We start from the raw sequence: 16,065 nt of genomic DNA on the forward strand, positions 1-16,065 counted from the left end.
GTAGTTGCATTGGCAGCCAGCTTGATGGCCTAGCGAGTCAGTACGCCAATGAACGTGGATCCATGTCAAAGTACTGCCGCCAACAAGGGTGCGGCGAACAGATTCAGCAGCCCCGTCAGAACCATGACTAACCCCGCCACCGAGCCCTCTTCCCCCCCCACTTCATGTGCCCGACTGACCCCGGCACCGTGGGCACCGACACCAAACAGCGCCCCCCGAGCCAAGGCACTGCGCAGGGGCAACCACTTGAGCAGAATGCCACCGAGCATCGCCCCGAACACGCCGGTGAACATCACAAACACCGCGGTCAGTTCCGGTACGCCGCCCAGGTCATGGGCCAGCGGCATGGCAAAAGGCGTGGTGATCGAGCGCGGCACCAGCGACATCGTCACCGAACTGTCCAGCGCCAGCGCCTTGGCCAGCCCGAACGAACTGCCGATGGACGCCGCGCTGCCCGCCAGCATCCCCAGCAACAACGCCGACCAATGCCGCATCAGCATCTGCCGCTGCTGCCAGATCGGCACTGCAAAAGCGACGGTAACCGGCCCCAGCACCAGCATCAGCCAATGGGTGTTGCTCGAGTATTCGGCATACGCGGTGTGCAGCGGCACAGCGAGTGCCAACAAAAGGGCCGGGACCAGAATCAGTGGCGACAGCACATAGCGCCCGGTGCGACGGTAGATCCAGCGGCTGAACAAATAAGCCAGCAGCGTGAAGGCCAGCCAGAACATCGGCATCAGCTCAAGCTTCACGAGACCTCCTCAACCGCACCACCAGTTCCACGGTAAATGCGGTCACCAGCATCACCATCAGTGTGCTGACGCCAATCACCAGCAAAATTCGCCAACCGTCGCTGCGCAGCAGACCGCCGTAATCGAGCAGGCTCATCAGCGCCGGAATGAAGAACAACAGCATCTCGGCCATCAACAGGCCGGCGCCCATTTGCAGCGCTGCCGGTTTGACCACACCCAAAGCGAACGCCAGCAGCAACAGCACCATGCCGATGACACCACCGGGAATCGGCCAGGCAAACCACACGGCCATCTGGCAGCCGAGCAGGTAGATGGCGAGCAGCACCGCCAATTCTGTCGCCAGTCGAGCCAAGCTTTTCAAGGTTGATGCGTTCATGTCTTCGGTCCTCGCTGGTGCTCATTTTACGGAGCGGGCTTCCATACCAGAAACGAATTGTTAGACTCGACACTATTCCAATATGGAATCATGCACATGGAATTCAAACAGTTACGCAGCTTCGTCGAGGTCATGCATCAGGGTGGTTTTACTCAAGCCGCCAAGACCCTGCACATCAGTCAATCGGCGGTGAGCAAACAGGTCGCTCAGCTGGAACAGAGCCTCGGCACTGCGCTGCTCGAACGGCAGGGTTCGCAGCTGCGCCTGACTGCCGCCGGCAGCGTGGTCCTTCTACGGGCCGAAGGCATGTTGCGGCTGCGCAACGAACTGCTCAGTGAGCTGGATGACTTGAGCCAACTGGCCCGCGGGGAATTGCGCCTGGGTTTGCCGCTTCTGGGCAGCGACGCGCTGTTCGCCGGACTGTTCGCCGAGTACCGGCGACGCTACCCCAACATCAGCATTCAATTGCTTGAGGGCGGTAGCCTGAACATCGAACAGGCCGTTTTGAGTGGAGAGCTGGAACTGGGTGGCAGCCTGTTGACGAAGGACCCGCAGTTCGCCTTCCAGCCTTTCTGCGATGAACCGCTGGACGCCCTGCTGCCGGCCGATCATCCGCTGGCGTCGAAGACGGTGATTGGGCTGGAGGAATTGGCCGACACGCCATTCCTGCTGTATCAGCGCAGCTTCGTGCTCAACGACCGCTTGCTGCAAGCCTGCCAGCAACTGGGTTTTACGCCGAAGGAAGGCGGTCGCAGCGGCCAGGCTGACTTTCTTGCGGCGCTGGTGGCTGCCGGTCAAGGTGTGGTGCTGTTGCCGCGCGTGGTGGCTCGCGGGCTGGTGCGGCCAGGCGTGGTGCGCCTGACCTTGAACGCACCGGGTTATCTGCGTTGGGATATCGCCTTCATCTGGCGTCAGGGCGCGTACTTGTCAAAAGCCGCGCAAGCCTGGCTCGCCCTGCTACGCGAGCGACCGGTCAGCCCCGCAGAGCGCTGACCAGCTCCGCCAGCCAAGGCTCGGCGTCGGTTTCCGGCGTCACGCTTTCGCTGGCGTCCAGGCGCAGCATGGGCAGGACTTCGCGTAGGCCCAGTTCGCTGAACAATTCGCGCATTTGCTCACCGCCGCCGCAGAACGTATCGCCGTAACTCGCATCGCCCAAACCAATCACAGCGCCCGGCAAGCCACGCCAGGCAGCCGGCAACTGGTCGCGAATGGCGAAATACAACGGTTGCAGGTTGTCCGGCAACTCGCCCATGCCGGTGGTCGAGGTCACCGCCAGGAAAGCTTCGGGAGCAAAGGCCTGAACATCGGCGAGGCCTGCACGCGGGTTGTGCCAGGTTTCGAAACCCGCAGCTTTTAAAATATTGGCGGCGTGGCGGGCGACTTCTTCAGCCGTGCCGTACACCGAGCCGGAAAGGATGGCGACTTTCATCAATCTAATCCTGAAGCTGAGTAAAAAGACGGGGGATATTAACAGCCGTGGCAAAAAAGCTGCGATTGACTCTCAATTAACGCTGATGGCCAGTAGACAGTGCTCAGTGTTCTTCTAGAATGCAGCGCTCAATCAAATTGGAAAGGATTCTCCGATGATTAACGCCCAACTGCTGCAAATGGTGATCAACGCTTCCAACGACGGCATCGTGATTGCCGAAAAGGAAGGCGAGCAGGACAACATCCTGATTTACGTCAACCCGGCATTCGAACGCCTGACGGGTTACACCAGCGAAGAAATCCTCTACCAGGATTGCCGTTTTCTTCAGTCTGGTGACCGCGACCAGGAAGCACTCCCGTTGATTCGCGAGGCCTTGAGCAGTGGCGGTTCCTGCCGGGAAATCCTCAGGAATTACCGCAAGGACGGCACGCCGTTCTGGAACGAGCTATCCCTTTCGACGGTGAAGAACCCGGATGACGGACAGACTTATTTCATCGGTGTACAGAAAGACGTCACCCTTCAGGTCAAGGCGCAGCAGCGAGTTGCGCAGTTGGAGCCGCAATTGGCTGCGGTCCAGGCCGAGCTTGCCGCACTAAAAGCGACGAACGGCGAAAACAAATCGAAGAATTGATTGTCATTAACTACAATCACCAGTGACTTTGTAACTATTTCTGTCGAGCAGATCATGCAACGCGACGCACTCCTGACTCAGGATGAGCTGGATTTTATCCAGACAATGCAACACAACCCGCAACTCAATGTGCGGGACGCGACGTCGAGCCTGCTCGTCAACGGTGGTTCACAAATCCGTGACTTGCTCACGCGCCTTGCCGCTCATGAGCAAGTCACCATCCAGGCCAACTTCGAAAATCAGCAAATGACTTTCCCGCTGCACCTGGTGGAAGACGAATTTCACGCAATGCATTTACGCCTCGGCGTCCCCAGCATCTATGAAGACGGACCGATGGTCCGGCCATGGCGCCTGGTACTCGAAGAACCGGTAGCGTTGGAGAATGCCAATGGCCAGCCCGGTACGATGTGGGTGCACGAAGTGTCGTTCAAAGGGGTTTTGCTGGAAGTTCGCAACAAGACCAAACCGCCCAAACATTTCGCCTTGTGGTTCAGCCCGTCTGGCTATGAGCGCATCGCATTGCGCGGCACCTTCGAGAAAGAAACCGAGCACGGCTTCTTTGCCTACCAGTTGAATCAGGGTGACAAGGACGAAACCGAGCGTCTGCGCCAGTACATCCTTCAACAGCATCGGCTGACGCATCCGGCCATGCATCTCTGATTCAAGTGTCCAGGTTGCCTGTCAGGAACTGTTTCAAACGCTGACGCATGACCAATCCTTCGTTACCCAGACATCCAATCGACGATCCAGCCAGGCTTTCCTGCACCAGATCGGACGCATCCCCCGCCAGCATCAACTGACACTCCAGGCTCAAGGCCAGGCGCTTCAATCGCCGTGGAAACTCGGGCGTAGGCGCGTGATTGGAAACCAGCACCAGCGCCCGGGGTTTGACTCTTTCGCAGACCAGGGTCAATTCATCGAATGGCTGACCAATAGCCAACACTTGAATAGCCGAATCGACACTGCTCAGAAACAGCGCCGTGACCAGCACTTCGAGTTCACGACACTGATCGTTCAAGGCGCAGACAATCACCCGTCGCGGCTGCATGACACGCACCAGCAGCAGGCGTTGCAACACTCGAGAACGCAGAAAACCATCCAGGAACAACCACTCGCTGGCCTGACCGAACGCTTCATGGCGTTGCAGCAATTGCTTCCAGAGTGGAAGCAGAATGTCCTGAAACGCGACAGTCAGGGGATAACTGGAAAAGATCTGTCCATAAACCTGCTCCAGTCGAACCTCGTCAAAGGCATTCACTGCCGCCTGAACCTGTTGCTGCCATTGCGTGTAGTCAGCGTGTACGAGTTCATTCGGGATGATGTGCGACAGGGTTTGAAGCGGTGCAATCCTGGCCAGGATCTTGCCGATTTTACTGACAGCAACGCCGCGTTCGATCCAGCCAAGGATGCTGCGGACACGTTCAATATCGGTCATCGAATACAGTCTGTGCCCACTTTCGGTACGCGCGGGCTGTATCAGCCCATAGCGGCGTTCCCATGCACGTAGCGTGACCGGGTTGACCCCGGTCAGGCGCGCGACTTCGCGAATCGGAAACAGTTCTTCCTGTACGAGAGGAAGACTGGACTGTAATCCCGTGACCACGTCAGTCAGGACAGGCATTTTGATTTTCTACGTCCATGTATGAAATTGGATCCCATTCTACCTCTCCTGCCCCCACACCATTCAAGACGTTAATGGCGACGAATATCACTGACGTACCCGACAGAATCAGGAATAATCCTTGCTTGTTCCAAGGCGCAGACCACCACCCCGGCGCTGCGCCTGGCGAAACTCCTATCCGGAGCGACGCGATTGTTATACGGAGATGCACAATGTCTACCTCACCCGTCACGCTGATGGTTGCGCGCCGCGTCGCCGATGGGCGTTATCAAGACCTGATCGCCTGGTTGCGCGAAGGCGAACAACTGGCCACCGATTTTCCCGGCTATCTCGGTTCTGGCGTACTCGCTCCGCCGCCCGACGATGACGAATTCCAGATTATTTTCCGCTTTGCCGACGAGCAGACGCTGCACGCCTGGGAGCATTCTGTATCGCGCACCGCATGGCTGGCACGCGGCAGTGACTTGTTTGCCCATCCAACGGAACATCGTGTCAGCGGCATCGAAGGCTGGTTCGGCGCGGCCGGCCAGCGACCACCACGCTGGAAACAGGCCGTGGCGATCTGGTTGGCATTCTTTCCGGTGTCCCTGCTGTTCAACTTTGTCCTGAGCCCGTTGTTGGGCGACATGGGGCTGCTGAGCCGGGTGTTCATCAGCACCTTGTGCCTGACCCCGCTGATGGTCTACTTCTTCATTCCGCTGTCGACCCGCCTGCTGGCCAGCTGGCTGAACACCACGCCGGCACGGCCGTTGCCCGCCGCACCCTCCTCTCAAAACAGCTAAAAGATCGCAGGCTTCGCCAGCTCCTACAAAAGCGTGACCGTACCGCGCCCTGTAGGAGCTGCCGCAGGCTGCGATCTTTTCAGGGGCAAGACACCTCCCGTCGCTGGTATAGTTTTGCTCTTACCGCGACGCGAGCCGTTCATGACCTCTTTCGTAGCTCCAATCCTCATCACCGGTGCCGGCCAACGTGTCGGCCTGCACTGCGCGCAGCGTTTGCTCGAGGATGGCCAGCCGGTGATCTTCAGCTACCGCAGTGAACGCCCCGGCGTGCAAATCCTGCGCGACCTGGGGGCGACCGCGGTGTTTGCCGACTTCTCCACTGAAGCCGGGATCTTCGCGTTCATCAGCGAACTGAAAAACCACACCGGCAGCCTGCGGGCGATTGTCCATAACGCCTCCGAATGGCTGGCCGAAACCCCGGACACCGACGCCACTGCCTTCACCCGCATGTTCAACGTACACATGCTGGCGCCCTACCTGATCAATCTGCATTGTGCCGACTTGCTGCAACGCTCAAGCCCCGCCGACATCGTGCACATCAGCGACGACGTGACCCGCAAGGGCAGCAGCAAGCACATTGGCTACTGCGCCAGCAAAGCCGGGCTCGACAGCCTCACCCTGTCCTTCGCCGCGAAATACGCGCCGACAATCAAGGTCAACGGTATCGCGCCAGCCCTGCTAATGTTCAACCCCGACGACGACGCGGCATACCGCGCCAAGGCACTGGCCAAGTCCGCGCTGGGTATCGAACCCGGCAGCGAAGTGATCTACCAGAGCCTGCGTTATTTACTCGACAACCCTTATGTCACCGGCACGACCCTGACCGTCAACGGCGGACGGCACATCAAATAAGCGGCCCCCGCGAGGATGTTCCATGACGTTATCCCTGCCCCAGAACGCCCTGTCCCAGAGCTACCGCGAAATCCTCATCGGCCTCGGTGAAAACCCCGACCGCGAGGGTCTGCAGGACACCCCGGTTCGCGCGGCAAAAGCCATGCAGTACCTCTGCCGTGGTTATGAGCAAAGTGTCGAAGAGATCGTCAACGGCGCGCTGTTCGCTTCCGATAACGATGAAATGATCATCGTCGACAACATCGAGCTGTACTCGCTCTGCGAACATCACATGCTGCCCTTCATCGGCAAGGCGCATGTGGCTTATATTCCAACGGGCAAAGTGCTGGGCCTGTCGAAGATTGCACGACTGGTGGACATGTTCGCCCGTCGCCTGCAAATCCAGGAAAACCTCACCCGGCAAATCGCCGAAGCGGTACAGCAAGTGACCGGCGCGGCGGGCGTTGCGGTGGTCATCGAAGCCAAGCACATGTGCATGATGATGCGCGGCGTCGAGAAACAGAATTCGACCATGAACACCTCGGTGATGCTCGGCGCCTTCCGCGAGTCGAGCAATACCCGCCAGGAGTTCCTGCAATTGATTGGACGGAGCAAGTAGCAATGCCACAACTTCAACCAGGAACGGCACGCATCCGGGTCAAGAACCTGTGCCTGCGGACCTTCATCGGGATCAACGAGGATGAAATCCTCAACAAGCAGGATGTGCAGATCAACCTGACCATCCTGTATGCCGCTCAGGAAGCGGTGCGTGACAACGACATCGATCACGCGCTGAACTACCGCACCATCACCAAGGCGATCATCGCCCACGTGGAAGGCAATCGCTTCGCCCTGCTCGAACGCCTGACCCAGGAAATTCTCGATCTGGTCATGGCCAACGAGTCGGTGTTGTACGCCGAGGTCGAAGTCGACAAGCCCCATGCCCTGCGATTCGCCGAGTCGGTGTCGATTACCCTGGCCGCGAGCCGCTGACCGTCTGGCACATTGCTCGTCAGACTTTTATCATCCGCGCACGAATTGATTGCACAGAGCCCGCCATGACCGATCAACAACGCCTGGAACTCGAAGCCGCCGCCTTTCGCCGGCTGGTCGCCCACCTGGACAGCCGCAAGGATGTGCAGAACATCGACCTGATGAACCTCTCCGGTTTCTGCCGTAACTGCTTGTCCAAGTGGTACAAGGCCGCTGCCGACGAACGCCAGATCGAGGTCAGCCTCGATGACGCCCGCGAAGTGGTTTACGGCATGCCGTACGCCGAGTGGAAAGCCCAATACCAGCAAGAAGCCAACGCCGAACAACAAGCGGCGTTCGCCAAAGGAAAACCCAATGAGTGATTTGAACACCCTGCGCGCCAGCCTCAAGAGCGGCGAACACGTTTTTGCCGATACCCTGGCCTTCATCGCCGCCGGCTACGACTATCAGCCTCAGGCTTTCAACAACGGCGGCGTGGAAAACGCAGCCGGGCAGAATGAAGGCTCGTGCAAGACCCTGGGTCTGGCGCTGCTGGAAGGCTTGAGCGATGAAGAAGCACTGTTGGCGTTCGGCGAGCATTACCGCTCGGTGGTGGCCATGCCTGAGGGCAGCGATCACGGTAATATCCGTGCGTTGATTGCGCATGGGTTGGCTGGCGTGAAGTTCGCTCAGCAGCCGCTGACTCGCCGCTGATTCACGCAAGATCAAAATCAAAAGATCGCAGCCTTCGGCAGCTCCTACACGTTCGCGTTCACCGCCAATATTGCGGTTCTACGCGGTCCGGTAGGAGCTGCCGAAGGCTGCGATCTTTTCGCTTCTACAGCACATCCCGACTTTTAAGATTGATCCGGCAACTTTATTTCGTTTGCCGGGCACCGCTGCTCACGGCTTAGATAAAAAGAAGCATCCCTTCTTCAGAGTCGGTCATCCATGAACAGCGAAACCATCAGCCAGTCGATCAACATCGTTCATCCCGTCACGCTCAGCCACGGCAAAAATGCCGAGGTCTGGGACACCGATGGCAAACGCTACATCGACTTCGTCGGCGGCATCGGTGTATTGAACCTCGGCCATTGCCATCCGCGCATCGTCGAGGCCATTCGCGAACAAGCCACCCGGCTGACCCACTACGCGTTCAACGCCGCCCCGCATGTGCCCTATATCGAACTGATGAATCGTCTCACCGCGTTTATTCCGGTGGACTACCCGGTCAGCGGCATGCTCACCAACAGCGGTGCGGAAGCGGCGGAAAACGCCCTGAAGATCGTGCGTGGCGCCACCGGTCGCACGGCCGTCATCGCCTTCGACGGCGCCTTCCATGGCCGCACCCTCGCCACGCTTAACCTCAACGGCAAAGTCGCGCCCTACAAACAGAAAGTCGGCGTGCTGCCGGGCCCGGTTTTTCACCTGCCCTTCCCGAGCAAGGACAACGGCGTGACCTGCTCCGAGGCCCTGAAAGCCATGGACCGGCTGTTCAGCGTCGAGATCGACATCGATGACGTCGCCTGTTTTATCGTCGAACCGGTGCAGGGCGAATCGGGCTTCTTGACGCTGGACGTGGAGTTCGCCCAGGCGCTACGCCGCTTCTGTGATGAAAAAAACATCCTGCTGATCGCTGATGAAATCCAGTCCGGCTTCGGTCGCACCGGCCAGCGCTTTGCATTTTCGCGACTGGGCATTGAGCCGGACCTGATTCTGCTGGGCAAAAGTATCGCTGGCGGTGTGCCGCTGGGTGCGGTGGTCGGGCGCAAGTCGCTGCTCGACACCTTGCCCAAGGGCGGACTGGGCGGCACCTATTCGGGCAACCCGATTGCCTGCGCCGCGGCACTGGCAACCCTGGACGAGATGACCGATGCGAACCTTCACGCCTGGGGCTCGCAACAGGAAGAAGCCATCGTCAGCCGCTACGAGGCCTGGCGCGCCAACAAGCTTTCCCCGTTTCTGGGCCGCTTGACCGGCGCCGGTGCGATGCGCGGCATCGAGCTGACCAATGCCGACGGCACGCCGGCCTCGGCGCAATTGACGCAGCTGCTGGCGCTGGCGCGAGACGCGGGTTTACTGCTGATGCCCAGCGGCAAGTCGCGCCACATCATTCGGCTTTTGGCGCCATTGACCACTGAGGCAGCGGTGCTGGAAGAAGGGCTGGATATCCTTGAGGCCTGTCTGGCGAAGCTTTCCTGAAAAGCAAACTACGATCAGGGACTGACATAGCGAATTATGTTCGCTTGTAGTCCCCGATTTTGCGTCGCAATACTGGCCAAATACCCCTTTTACCAAGCGAGATCACTACCACCTACAAGCCTGAGGCCGTCATGTATCACGACAATATAATTTATAAAAAAAAGTCCAATGATCCTCAATTCCTGCTTGGCGTAGCCGTGGTGCTGTTTCTCGGCTCCTACCTGATGAACCTGGGCAACAGCGCCCTCAGTCATTTCCTGCATCCGCTGTTGGGCAATGCCCCGGACAGCCTGACAGCTCGCAATATCGCCATCGGCCTGGCGATTGCCGCACTGGGCACGCTGAACTTTCACGTCCTCGGACGCTTGAAATTCAAAGTGCAGACCACCGTGGTCTGGATCGAACTGCTGATCCTGTTCCTGGCGTTCTTCGACACCTTCGATCTCTCTTACAGCTTCATCCTCGACAAGATCGGCTTCCTGATCATCCAGGGCGCCGCGACCACGCTATACATCTCCGCCATCGCGATTGTGTTTGCCTTCGTGCTGGCGTTGATCGGTGCCGTGGCCAAGCTGTCGAACAACGGCCTGGCCAATGCCATCGCCTCGTTCTACACCTCGTTCTTTCGCGGTGTTCCGCTGCTGATCCAGATCTACCTGATTTACCTCGGACTGCCGCAACTGGGTTATGTGGTGGATGCAGTGCCGGCCGGCATCCTCGCGTTGTCGCTGTGCTACGGCGCCTACATGACCGAGATTTTTCGTGCGGGCATCCAGAGCATTCCGGTGGGTCAGTGGGAGGCCTCACGTGCCCTGGGCATTAGCCCGTTCAAGACCCTGAGCCGGGTGATCATGCCGCAAGCCTTGCGGGTGATCATCCCGCCCACCGGCAACCAGTTCATCGCCATGCTCAAGGACAGTTCGCTGGTGTCGGTGATCGGTGTCTGGGAATTGATGTACCTGGCCAAGACCCAGGGCCGCGCGGACTTCCGCCACCTGGAAATGCTGATTACCGCTGCAATGATTTACTGGGCCCTGTCGTTCATCCTCGAACGGGTGCAGGCGCGGATCGAAAAACGGGTCAACCGATCCATTGCAAGGGGTTGATGGGTGATGACTACGGCAGAACGACTCGACCTGGCACCTGTTGCGCAGGCCAGCCCTTCGATGATTTCCATCATCGGTTTGAACAAGTGGTACGGCGACTTCCACGCCTTGCGCGATGTCGACCTGAACGTCGCCACGGGCGAAATCCTGGTGGTGTGCGGGCCGTCAGGCTCGGGCAAGTCGACGATGATTCGTTGCATCAACCATCTGGAGAATTTCCAGAAAGGCCACATTCAGGTCAACGGCATCACCCTCACCAGCGAGGCAGAAAGTGTCAGCGCGGTGCGCCGGGAAATCGGCATGGTGTTCCAGAGCTTCAACCTGTTCCCGCATTTGAGTGTGATCGACAACTTGACCCTGGCCCCGCAACTGGTGCAAGGCGTGTCGAGCGCCGAGGCGAAAAAGCGCGCTCAGGTCTACCTGGAGCGGGTGCGAATTGCCGAACACGCCGACAAGTACCCTTCGCAACTGTCCGGCGGCCAGCAGCAGCGCGTGGCGATTGCCCGGGCGCTGTGCATGAACCCCAAAGTGATGCTGTTCGACGAACCCACCTCGGCCCTCGACCCGGAAATGGTCCACGAAGTGCTGGACGTGATGGGTGAGTTGGCCACCGACGGCATGACCATGATTTGCGTAACCCACGAAATGGGTTTTGCCAGCAAGGTCGCCGACCGCGTGCTGTTCATGGACCAGGGCCAGGTCATCGAACAAGCCACCCCTTCCGAATTTTTCAACAACCCGCAAACCGAACGCGCGCAGAAATTCCTGTCACAGATCATTGGTCACTGAGCACCGCTTCGCCCCTTCATAACAATAACGATAAGTGGAGATGGACATGGTCAGCAAAAAACACGTAATCGCAGCCGCAATGTCGCTGGTGTTCGTCGGTGCCGCCAACGCCGGAGCCGTTCTGGACAAAATCCAGAGCAGCAAAACAATGACCGTCGCCACGTCGGCGACCTGGCCACCCCAAGGGTTTATCAACGACAAGAATGAAATCGACGGGTTTGATATCGACGTTTCCAAGGAGATCGCCAAGCGTCTCGGCGTCGCGGTCAAGTTCATCACGCCTGACTGGGACGTGATCACCGCCGGCAAGTGGAGTGGGCGCTGGGACGTGTCCGTGGGCTCGATGACTGCGACCAAGAGCCGCTCACGAATCCTCGATTTCCCCGGGACCTATTACTACGTTCCCTACGTCTTTGCAGTGCACGACAAATCCACTGTCACCGACCACAAAGCACTGAATGGCAAAACCATCGGCGTCGAAGGTGGCACCACGTCCGAGGACTATTTCAGCCAGGCGCTGGCCATTGAAACCACTGACGTGCCACCCGTCGTTTATGACGTAAAGACCACAAAAATAAAGACCTACTCCGGTTCCGTCGGACCGCTGGACGACCTGCGCCTGGGCGACGGTGCACGGCTCGACGCCATCCTCACTCAACGCAGCACACTGGATGCCGCCGTCAAGAAGGGTTACCCATTGCGGGCCGTCGACAATGCTGTGGCGTTCTACGAGCCGCTGGCCATCGCCACCGACAAGGGTGACCCGGAACTGACCGCCAAGCTCGGTGAAATCGTAGGTGAGATGCACAAGGACGGCACGCTGACCAAGCTGTCGGACAAGTGGTACGGCGTCGACTACTCGACCATCAAATAACCACCCAACCCCTGTGGGAGCGAGCTTGCTCGCGATGAGGCCATCACATTCAGCATTGATGTTGAATGTTCGACCGCCATCGCGAGCAAGCTCGCTCCCACAAAGGCCAGGTGTTCGCTTAAATGACCGGCAATCTATCAAGGATCGACCCATGTCCTTCCCCACCACCTGGTATTCCCAAACCTCGCTACCCCGCGCGGCCAGGTCCGAATTGAACACTGATGAAACCTGCGACGTCTGCATCATCGGTGCTGGTATCGCAGGCCTGACCGCTGCCCTGGAACTGACCCGGCGCGGCAAACGCGTGATCATCCTCGAAGCCCAGCAAGTCGCCTGGGGCGCGTCCGGTAGAAATGGTGGCGTGGTCTCGCCGGGCTGGGCTGAAGGGTCGGGGGCGATCCGCAAGAAACTTGGATTGGAACAAGCCAAGGCGCTCTTTCAACTATCGGTCGAGGGCGTGGAGATTGTCCGCCGCAACATCGCCGAACTGGCATTGCCCGGTTGCGATCCATCCGCCGGTACGATTCAGGTCAAGCGTTACGACGACGGTGCTGGTGTGAAAAACCACATCGACACAATACGCCGCGACTTCGGCTATGAACTCAACTTCCTCGACACAGGCCAAGTCCGCGAACGGGCTCACACCCTGCGCTATTTCCAGGGCATCGAGGATCCGAAGGCGCTGCACTTCCACCCGCTGAACTATTGCCTGGGCCTGGCCCTCGCCATCGAAGCAGCGGGAGGCCGGATTTTCGAACAATCAAAAATGCTGGCCTGGCATCGCGAAGGCGACGACAAAATTGTCCAGACCGCTCACGGCACCGTGTGCTGCCAGAACCTGGTGTTCTGCGCCGGCGGTTATGGCGGCCCGGAACTGCAAAAACTCAGCCGCGCCTACCTGCCCATTGCTACCTATGTGGTGCTGACCGAACACCTGGGCGACTCGATAAAAAACGTCCTGGACTCCGGTGCCGCGTTCTCCGACGACCGCCGCGCCTCGGACTACTACCGCGTGGTTGAAGGCGACCGCCTGCTCTGGGGCGGACGCATCACCACCCGCAACGAACAGAATGAAAAGGCCCTCGCCGCCATGCTCAAGGCCGACATGGTGTCGGTCTATCCACAACTGGCCCCGGTCAAAATCGAATTGGCCTGGTCCGGCCTGATGGGTTACTCCACCAACAAGATGCCCAACCTGGGATTGCTCGAACCGGGCGTCTGGGCCTGCACCTCGTTTGGTGGCCATGGCTTGAATACCGGCTCGATTGGCGGCAGGGTCATCGCCGAAGCGGTGTGTGGGGAAAGTGTGCGTTATCAGCTGTTCAAACCGTACTTGCTGGACTGGAACGGCGGACCGTTCGGGCGGATTGCCGCCAATGCCATCTATCAATCGTTGAAGGTTATGGACTTTGTCCAGGAGCGATTTCGCGGCTGAACTCCAAGGTAAACGCAACCCCTGTAGCAGCTGGCGAAGCCTGCGTTCGGCTGCGCAGCAGTCGTAAAACTTGAGTGCGAGTTCTGCCTGACACTCCGCGTTGTCTGATTTCGCGACTGCTTCGCAGCCGAACGCAGGCTTCGCCAGCTGCTACAGGGATCTTCTGTGGGCACAAAAAAACCGGCCGAAGCCGGTTTTTTCATTTCAACGCTCTCAGAACTTGGCGTTCTGCAGGTCGTCGAGGTAACGCTCGGCGTCCAGTGCTGCCATGCAGCCAGCGCCGGCCGAGGTGATGGCTTGACGGTAAACGTGGTCAGCCACGTCACCGGCCGCGAAGATACCTTCGAGGCTGGTGGCAGTGGCGTTACCGTCACGGCCGCCCTGCACAACCAGGTAGCCGTCTTTCAAGGTCAGCTGACCTTCGAACAACGACGTGTTCGGGGTGTGGCCGATGGCGATGAACACGCCGTCGACTGTCAGCTCGTCGAAGCTGCCGTCGTTGTTCTTCAGGCGGGCACCGGTCACGCCCATGTTGTCGCCCAGGACTTCGTCCAGAGTCGAGTTCAGCTTCAACACGATCTTGCCTTCGGCAACCCGGGCATTCAGCTTGTCGATCAGGATCTTCTCGGCGCGGAAGGTTTCGCGACGGTGGATCAGGGTGACCTTGCTGGCGATGTTGGCCAGGTACAGCGCCTCTTCAACAGCGGTGTTGCCGCCACCGACCACGGCCACTGGCTTGTTGCGGTAGAAGAAACCATCGCAGGTCGCGCAGGCCGAAACGCCTTTGCCCATGAACGCTTCTTCCGACGGCAGGCCCAGGTAACGAGCGCTGGCGCCGGTAGCGATGATCAGCGCGTCGCAGGTGTAAGTCGCGCTGTCGCCGGTCAGGGTGTACGGCTTGGCAGCGAAGTCCACGGCATTGATGTGATCGAAGACGATTTCGGTTTCAAAGCGCTCGGCGTGCTCTTTCATGCGGTCCATCAGCGCCGGGCCGGTCAGGCCGTGGACGTCGCCAGGCCAGTTATCGACTTCGGTGGTGGTGGTCAGTTGACCGCCGGCTTGCATGCCGGTGATCAACAGTGGCTTGAGGTTGGCACGGGCGGCATAGACCGCGGCGCTGTAACCGGCAGGGCCGGAACCGAGAATAATCACTCGCGAATGACGGACTTCAGACATGACCTGCTCCTGTTGACCGGCCCGAAACTTCTGGCGCGGAACGCCGGGTTGCCGGCGGGAATAAAAAAGGACCGTTGAAAGCACTTGGGGAAGGCTTGAGCTCGACAGTCCTGTAAAAAGTATGGGGTGCAGCGTATCGAGGGGGCGAAGATTAAGGAAATACGGTTTAACAATCCAGCTCATAGGCGGTCTCTATCCCATCACGATGGATACATAGGCGCCTTTGTTACAGTTAATGTCGATGCTGCTACCGCGCTTTCGCCCGTCAGGCAAAGCCGGTAAGGTCGGCGCGTTTCCCCTTTGCTCGGAGCACGTTATGCCCGCCCCCGTTCTGTCCGGCCCGCAATACCTGCGCGAAGGCCTCAAGTTGGTCCTGAGCCCAAGCCTGCGTTTGTTCGTGCTGTTGCCTCTGATGATCAACCTGGTGCTGTTCGTCGGATTGATCTACCTGGCCAGCCATCAATTCAGCCTGTGGGTCGATACGTTGATGCCGTCCCTGCCCGACTGGCTGGGTTTTCTCAGTTATGTGCTCTGGCCGTTGTTCGTGGTGCTGGTGGTGTTGATGGTGTTCTTCACCTTCACCATGCTGGCCAACGTCATCGCCGCGCCATTCAACGGTTTCCTCGCGGAAAAAGTCGAAGTGGTGGTGCGCGGCACCGACGATTTCCCGTCCTTCAGCTGGGGTGAACTGATCGCCATGATCCCCCGCACCCTGGCCCGGGAAATGCGCAAACTCGGCTACTTCCTGCCACGCGCCATCGGGCTGTTCATCCTCTCGTTCATTCCGGTGGTGAACATCATCGCTGCGCCGTTGTGGCTGCTGTTCGGGGTGTGGATGATGGCGATCCAGTACATCGACTACCCGGCGGATAACCACAAACTGGGCTGGAACGAGATGCTCGCCTGGCTGCGCGAGAAGCGCTGGCAGAGCATGAGTTTTGGCGGAAGTGTTTATCTGGTGCTGCTGATTCCGGTGGTCAACATCCTGATGATGCCGGCCGCCGTGGCGGGTGCAACCTTGTTCTGGGTGCGTGAACGCGGTGCGGAAAACCTGGTGGTTCAGCGCTGACTCGGTCACAAATTCATCAT

At 59.0% G+C, this 16,065-nt stretch carries 20 protein-coding genes; 15 read left to right on the forward strand and 5 right to left on the reverse strand.

Annotated elements, in window-relative coordinates; genetic code table 11:
• Positions 1–65: 65 nt before the first annotated feature.
• Positions 66–752 carry an LrgB family protein gene (locus tag EAH74_RS23700; RefSeq protein ID WP_033057889.1) on the reverse strand — a complete coding sequence of 229 codons (687 nt, stop codon included), beginning with the start codon at positions 750–752 and terminating at the stop codon, positions 66–68.
• Positions 742–1,128: a CidA/LrgA family protein gene (locus tag EAH74_RS23705; RefSeq protein WP_033057893.1), complete on the reverse strand. Its 387-nt coding sequence runs from the start codon at positions 1,126–1,128 to the stop codon at positions 742–744. Before EAH74_RS23705 ends, EAH74_RS23700 begins: the two co-directional genes overlap by 11 nt.
• A 96-nt stretch (positions 1,129–1,224) precedes the next feature.
• Between EAH74_RS23705 and EAH74_RS23710 the strand changes: the two genes are divergently transcribed.
• Complete coding sequence (locus EAH74_RS23710) at positions 1,225–2,121, forward strand: LysR family transcriptional regulator (protein WP_123365303.1); 897 nt, start codon at positions 1,225–1,227, stop codon at positions 2,119–2,121.
• On the opposite strand, the gene EAH74_RS23715 is transcribed toward EAH74_RS23710, so the two are convergent.
• Positions 2,102–2,557 carry a flavodoxin gene (locus EAH74_RS23715; RefSeq protein ID WP_140681494.1) on the reverse strand — a complete coding sequence of 152 codons (456 nt, stop codon included), beginning with the start codon at positions 2,555–2,557 and terminating at the stop codon, positions 2,102–2,104. The genes EAH74_RS23710 and EAH74_RS23715 overlap by 20 nt on opposite strands.
• 154 nt (positions 2,558–2,711) lie before the next feature.
• Here EAH74_RS23715 and EAH74_RS23720 point away from each other — a divergent pair, with 154 nt between their 5' ends.
• Together EAH74_RS23720 and EAH74_RS23725 are read left to right on the forward strand one after the other, a co-directional pair.
• On the forward strand, positions 2,712–3,188 hold the full coding sequence (locus EAH74_RS23720; RefSeq protein WP_140681496.1) for a PAS domain-containing protein: 477 nt from the start codon (positions 2,712–2,714) through the stop codon (positions 3,186–3,188).
• 54 nt (positions 3,189–3,242) lie between these two features.
• Positions 3,243–3,848 (forward strand): hypothetical protein, encoded by a 606-nt coding sequence (locus tag EAH74_RS23725; RefSeq protein WP_140681498.1) that lies wholly within the window; start codon positions 3,243–3,245, stop codon positions 3,846–3,848.
• Position 3,849: 1 nt separating this feature from the next.
• Here the strand turns inward: EAH74_RS23725 and EAH74_RS23730 are convergent, their stop codons facing one another.
• Entirely contained in the window at positions 3,850–4,809 is a 960-nt protein-coding gene (locus tag EAH74_RS23730; RefSeq protein ID WP_140681500.1) for a MerR family transcriptional regulator, read from the reverse strand.
• Between the two features lie 212 nt (positions 4,810–5,021).
• On the opposite strand from EAH74_RS23730, the gene EAH74_RS23735 reads away from it, so the two are divergent.
• The 11 genes from EAH74_RS23735 (at position 5,022) to EAH74_RS23785 (ending at position 13,800) form a co-directional block, all read left to right on the forward strand.
• Entirely contained in the window at positions 5,022–5,591 is a 570-nt protein-coding gene (locus EAH74_RS23735) for an antibiotic biosynthesis monooxygenase (protein WP_140681502.1), read from the forward strand.
• Positions 5,592–5,732: 141 nt separating this feature from the next.
• The gene (gene folM / locus EAH74_RS23740; protein WP_140681504.1) at positions 5,733–6,443 is read left to right on the forward strand and encodes a dihydromonapterin reductase; all 711 of its coding nucleotides are present in this window, start codon (positions 5,733–5,735) and stop codon (positions 6,441–6,443) included.
• Between the two features lie 22 nt (positions 6,444–6,465).
• Entirely contained in the window at positions 6,466–7,041 is a 576-nt protein-coding gene (folE, locus tag EAH74_RS23745) for a GTP cyclohydrolase I FolE (RefSeq protein WP_123365296.1), read from the forward strand.
• A 2-nt stretch (positions 7,042–7,043) separates the two neighbouring features.
• Positions 7,044–7,415: a dihydroneopterin triphosphate 2'-epimerase gene (gene folX, locus EAH74_RS23750; protein WP_008150698.1), complete on the forward strand. Its 372-nt coding sequence runs from the start codon at positions 7,044–7,046 to the stop codon at positions 7,413–7,415.
• A 65-nt stretch (positions 7,416–7,480) separates the two neighbouring features.
• Positions 7,481–7,777, forward strand: coding sequence for a DUF1244 domain-containing protein (locus EAH74_RS23755; RefSeq protein ID WP_008150700.1), 297 nt, complete (start codon positions 7,481–7,483; stop codon positions 7,775–7,777).
• A complete protein-coding gene (locus tag EAH74_RS23760) occupies positions 7,770–8,108 on the forward strand; it encodes a HopJ type III effector protein (protein ID WP_140681506.1) in 339 nt (112 codons plus the stop codon). Before EAH74_RS23755 ends, EAH74_RS23760 begins: the two co-directional genes overlap by 8 nt.
• 237 nt (positions 8,109–8,345) lie before the next feature.
• Complete coding sequence (locus tag EAH74_RS23765) at positions 8,346–9,596, forward strand: 2-aminoadipate transaminase (RefSeq protein WP_140681508.1); 1,251 nt, start codon at positions 8,346–8,348, stop codon at positions 9,594–9,596.
• Between the two features lie 131 nt (positions 9,597–9,727).
• A complete protein-coding gene (locus EAH74_RS23770) occupies positions 9,728–10,702 on the forward strand; it encodes an amino acid ABC transporter permease (RefSeq protein ID WP_140681510.1) in 975 nt (324 codons plus the stop codon).
• A gap of 60 nt (positions 10,703–10,762) precedes the next feature.
• Positions 10,763–11,491, forward strand: coding sequence for an amino acid ABC transporter ATP-binding protein (locus EAH74_RS23775; protein ID WP_140681761.1), 729 nt, complete (start codon positions 10,763–10,765; stop codon positions 11,489–11,491).
• Between the two features lie 46 nt (positions 11,492–11,537).
• Positions 11,538–12,365 carry a transporter substrate-binding domain-containing protein gene (locus EAH74_RS23780; protein WP_140681512.1) on the forward strand — a complete coding sequence of 276 codons (828 nt, stop codon included), beginning with the start codon at positions 11,538–11,540 and terminating at the stop codon, positions 12,363–12,365.
• Positions 12,366–12,516: 151 nt separating this feature from the next.
• Positions 12,517–13,800 (forward strand): NAD(P)/FAD-dependent oxidoreductase, encoded by a 1,284-nt coding sequence (locus tag EAH74_RS23785; RefSeq protein WP_140681514.1) that lies wholly within the window; start codon positions 12,517–12,519, stop codon positions 13,798–13,800.
• Positions 13,801–14,013: 213 nt separating this feature from the next.
• Here EAH74_RS23785 and trxB read toward each other — a convergent pair whose 3' ends face one another.
• Positions 14,014–14,976, reverse strand: a complete 963-nt coding sequence (trxB, locus tag EAH74_RS23790) for a thioredoxin-disulfide reductase (protein ID WP_140681516.1) — start codon at positions 14,974–14,976, stop codon at positions 14,014–14,016.
• A 316-nt stretch (positions 14,977–15,292) separates the two neighbouring features.
• Here trxB and cysZ point away from each other — a divergent pair, with 316 nt between their 5' ends.
• Complete coding sequence (cysZ, locus tag EAH74_RS23800) at positions 15,293–16,045, forward strand: sulfate transporter CysZ (RefSeq protein WP_140681518.1); 753 nt, start codon at positions 15,293–15,295, stop codon at positions 16,043–16,045.
• Positions 16,046–16,065: the final 20 nt, after the last annotated feature.

It is taken from the genome of Pseudomonas mandelii (genome assembly GCF_006438925.1).
Lineage (GTDB): Bacteria > Pseudomonadota > Gammaproteobacteria > Pseudomonadales > Pseudomonadaceae > Aquipseudomonas > Aquipseudomonas mandelii_C.

What these genes read in the sequence shown, in the direction of transcription:
- EAH74_RS23705 (WP_033057893.1), bottom strand. Translation starts at nt 1,128, where the DNA reads ATGAACGCATCAACCTTGAAAAGCTTGGCTCGACTGGCGACAGAATTG.
- EAH74_RS23710 (WP_123365303.1), top strand. Translation starts at nt 1,225, where the DNA reads ATGGAATTCAAACAGTTACGCAGCTTCGTCGAGGTCATGCATCAGGGT.
- EAH74_RS23715 (WP_140681494.1), bottom strand. Translation starts at nt 2,557, where the DNA reads ATGAAAGTCGCCATCCTTTCCGGCTCGGTGTACGGCACGGCTGAAGAA.
- EAH74_RS23720 (WP_140681496.1), top strand. Translation starts at nt 2,712, where the DNA reads ATGATTAACGCCCAACTGCTGCAAATGGTGATCAACGCTTCCAACGAC.
- EAH74_RS23725 (WP_140681498.1), top strand. Translation starts at nt 3,243, where the DNA reads ATGCAACGCGACGCACTCCTGACTCAGGATGAGCTGGATTTTATCCAG.
- EAH74_RS23730 (WP_140681500.1), bottom strand. Translation starts at nt 4,809, where the DNA reads ATGCCTGTCCTGACTGACGTGGTCACGGGATTACAGTCCAGTCTTCCT.
- EAH74_RS23735 (WP_140681502.1), top strand. Translation starts at nt 5,022, where the DNA reads ATGTCTACCTCACCCGTCACGCTGATGGTTGCGCGCCGCGTCGCCGAT.
- folM (WP_140681504.1), top strand. Translation starts at nt 5,733, where the DNA reads ATGACCTCTTTCGTAGCTCCAATCCTCATCACCGGTGCCGGCCAACGT.
- folE (WP_123365296.1), top strand. Translation starts at nt 6,466, where the DNA reads ATGACGTTATCCCTGCCCCAGAACGCCCTGTCCCAGAGCTACCGCGAA.
- folX (WP_008150698.1), top strand. Translation starts at nt 7,044, where the DNA reads ATGCCACAACTTCAACCAGGAACGGCACGCATCCGGGTCAAGAACCTG.
- EAH74_RS23755 (WP_008150700.1), top strand. Translation starts at nt 7,481, where the DNA reads ATGACCGATCAACAACGCCTGGAACTCGAAGCCGCCGCCTTTCGCCGG.
- EAH74_RS23760 (WP_140681506.1), top strand. Translation starts at nt 7,770, where the DNA reads ATGAGTGATTTGAACACCCTGCGCGCCAGCCTCAAGAGCGGCGAACAC.
- EAH74_RS23765 (WP_140681508.1), top strand. Translation starts at nt 8,346, where the DNA reads ATGAACAGCGAAACCATCAGCCAGTCGATCAACATCGTTCATCCCGTC.
- EAH74_RS23770 (WP_140681510.1), top strand. Translation starts at nt 9,728, where the DNA reads ATGTATCACGACAATATAATTTATAAAAAAAAGTCCAATGATCCTCAA.
- EAH74_RS23775 (WP_140681761.1), top strand. Translation starts at nt 10,763, where the DNA reads ATGATTTCCATCATCGGTTTGAACAAGTGGTACGGCGACTTCCACGCC.
- EAH74_RS23780 (WP_140681512.1), top strand. Translation starts at nt 11,538, where the DNA reads ATGGTCAGCAAAAAACACGTAATCGCAGCCGCAATGTCGCTGGTGTTC.
- EAH74_RS23785 (WP_140681514.1), top strand. Translation starts at nt 12,517, where the DNA reads ATGTCCTTCCCCACCACCTGGTATTCCCAAACCTCGCTACCCCGCGCG.
- trxB (WP_140681516.1), bottom strand. Translation starts at nt 14,976, where the DNA reads ATGTCTGAAGTCCGTCATTCGCGAGTGATTATTCTCGGTTCCGGCCCT.
- cysZ (WP_140681518.1), top strand. Translation starts at nt 15,293, where the DNA reads ATGCCCGCCCCCGTTCTGTCCGGCCCGCAATACCTGCGCGAAGGCCTC.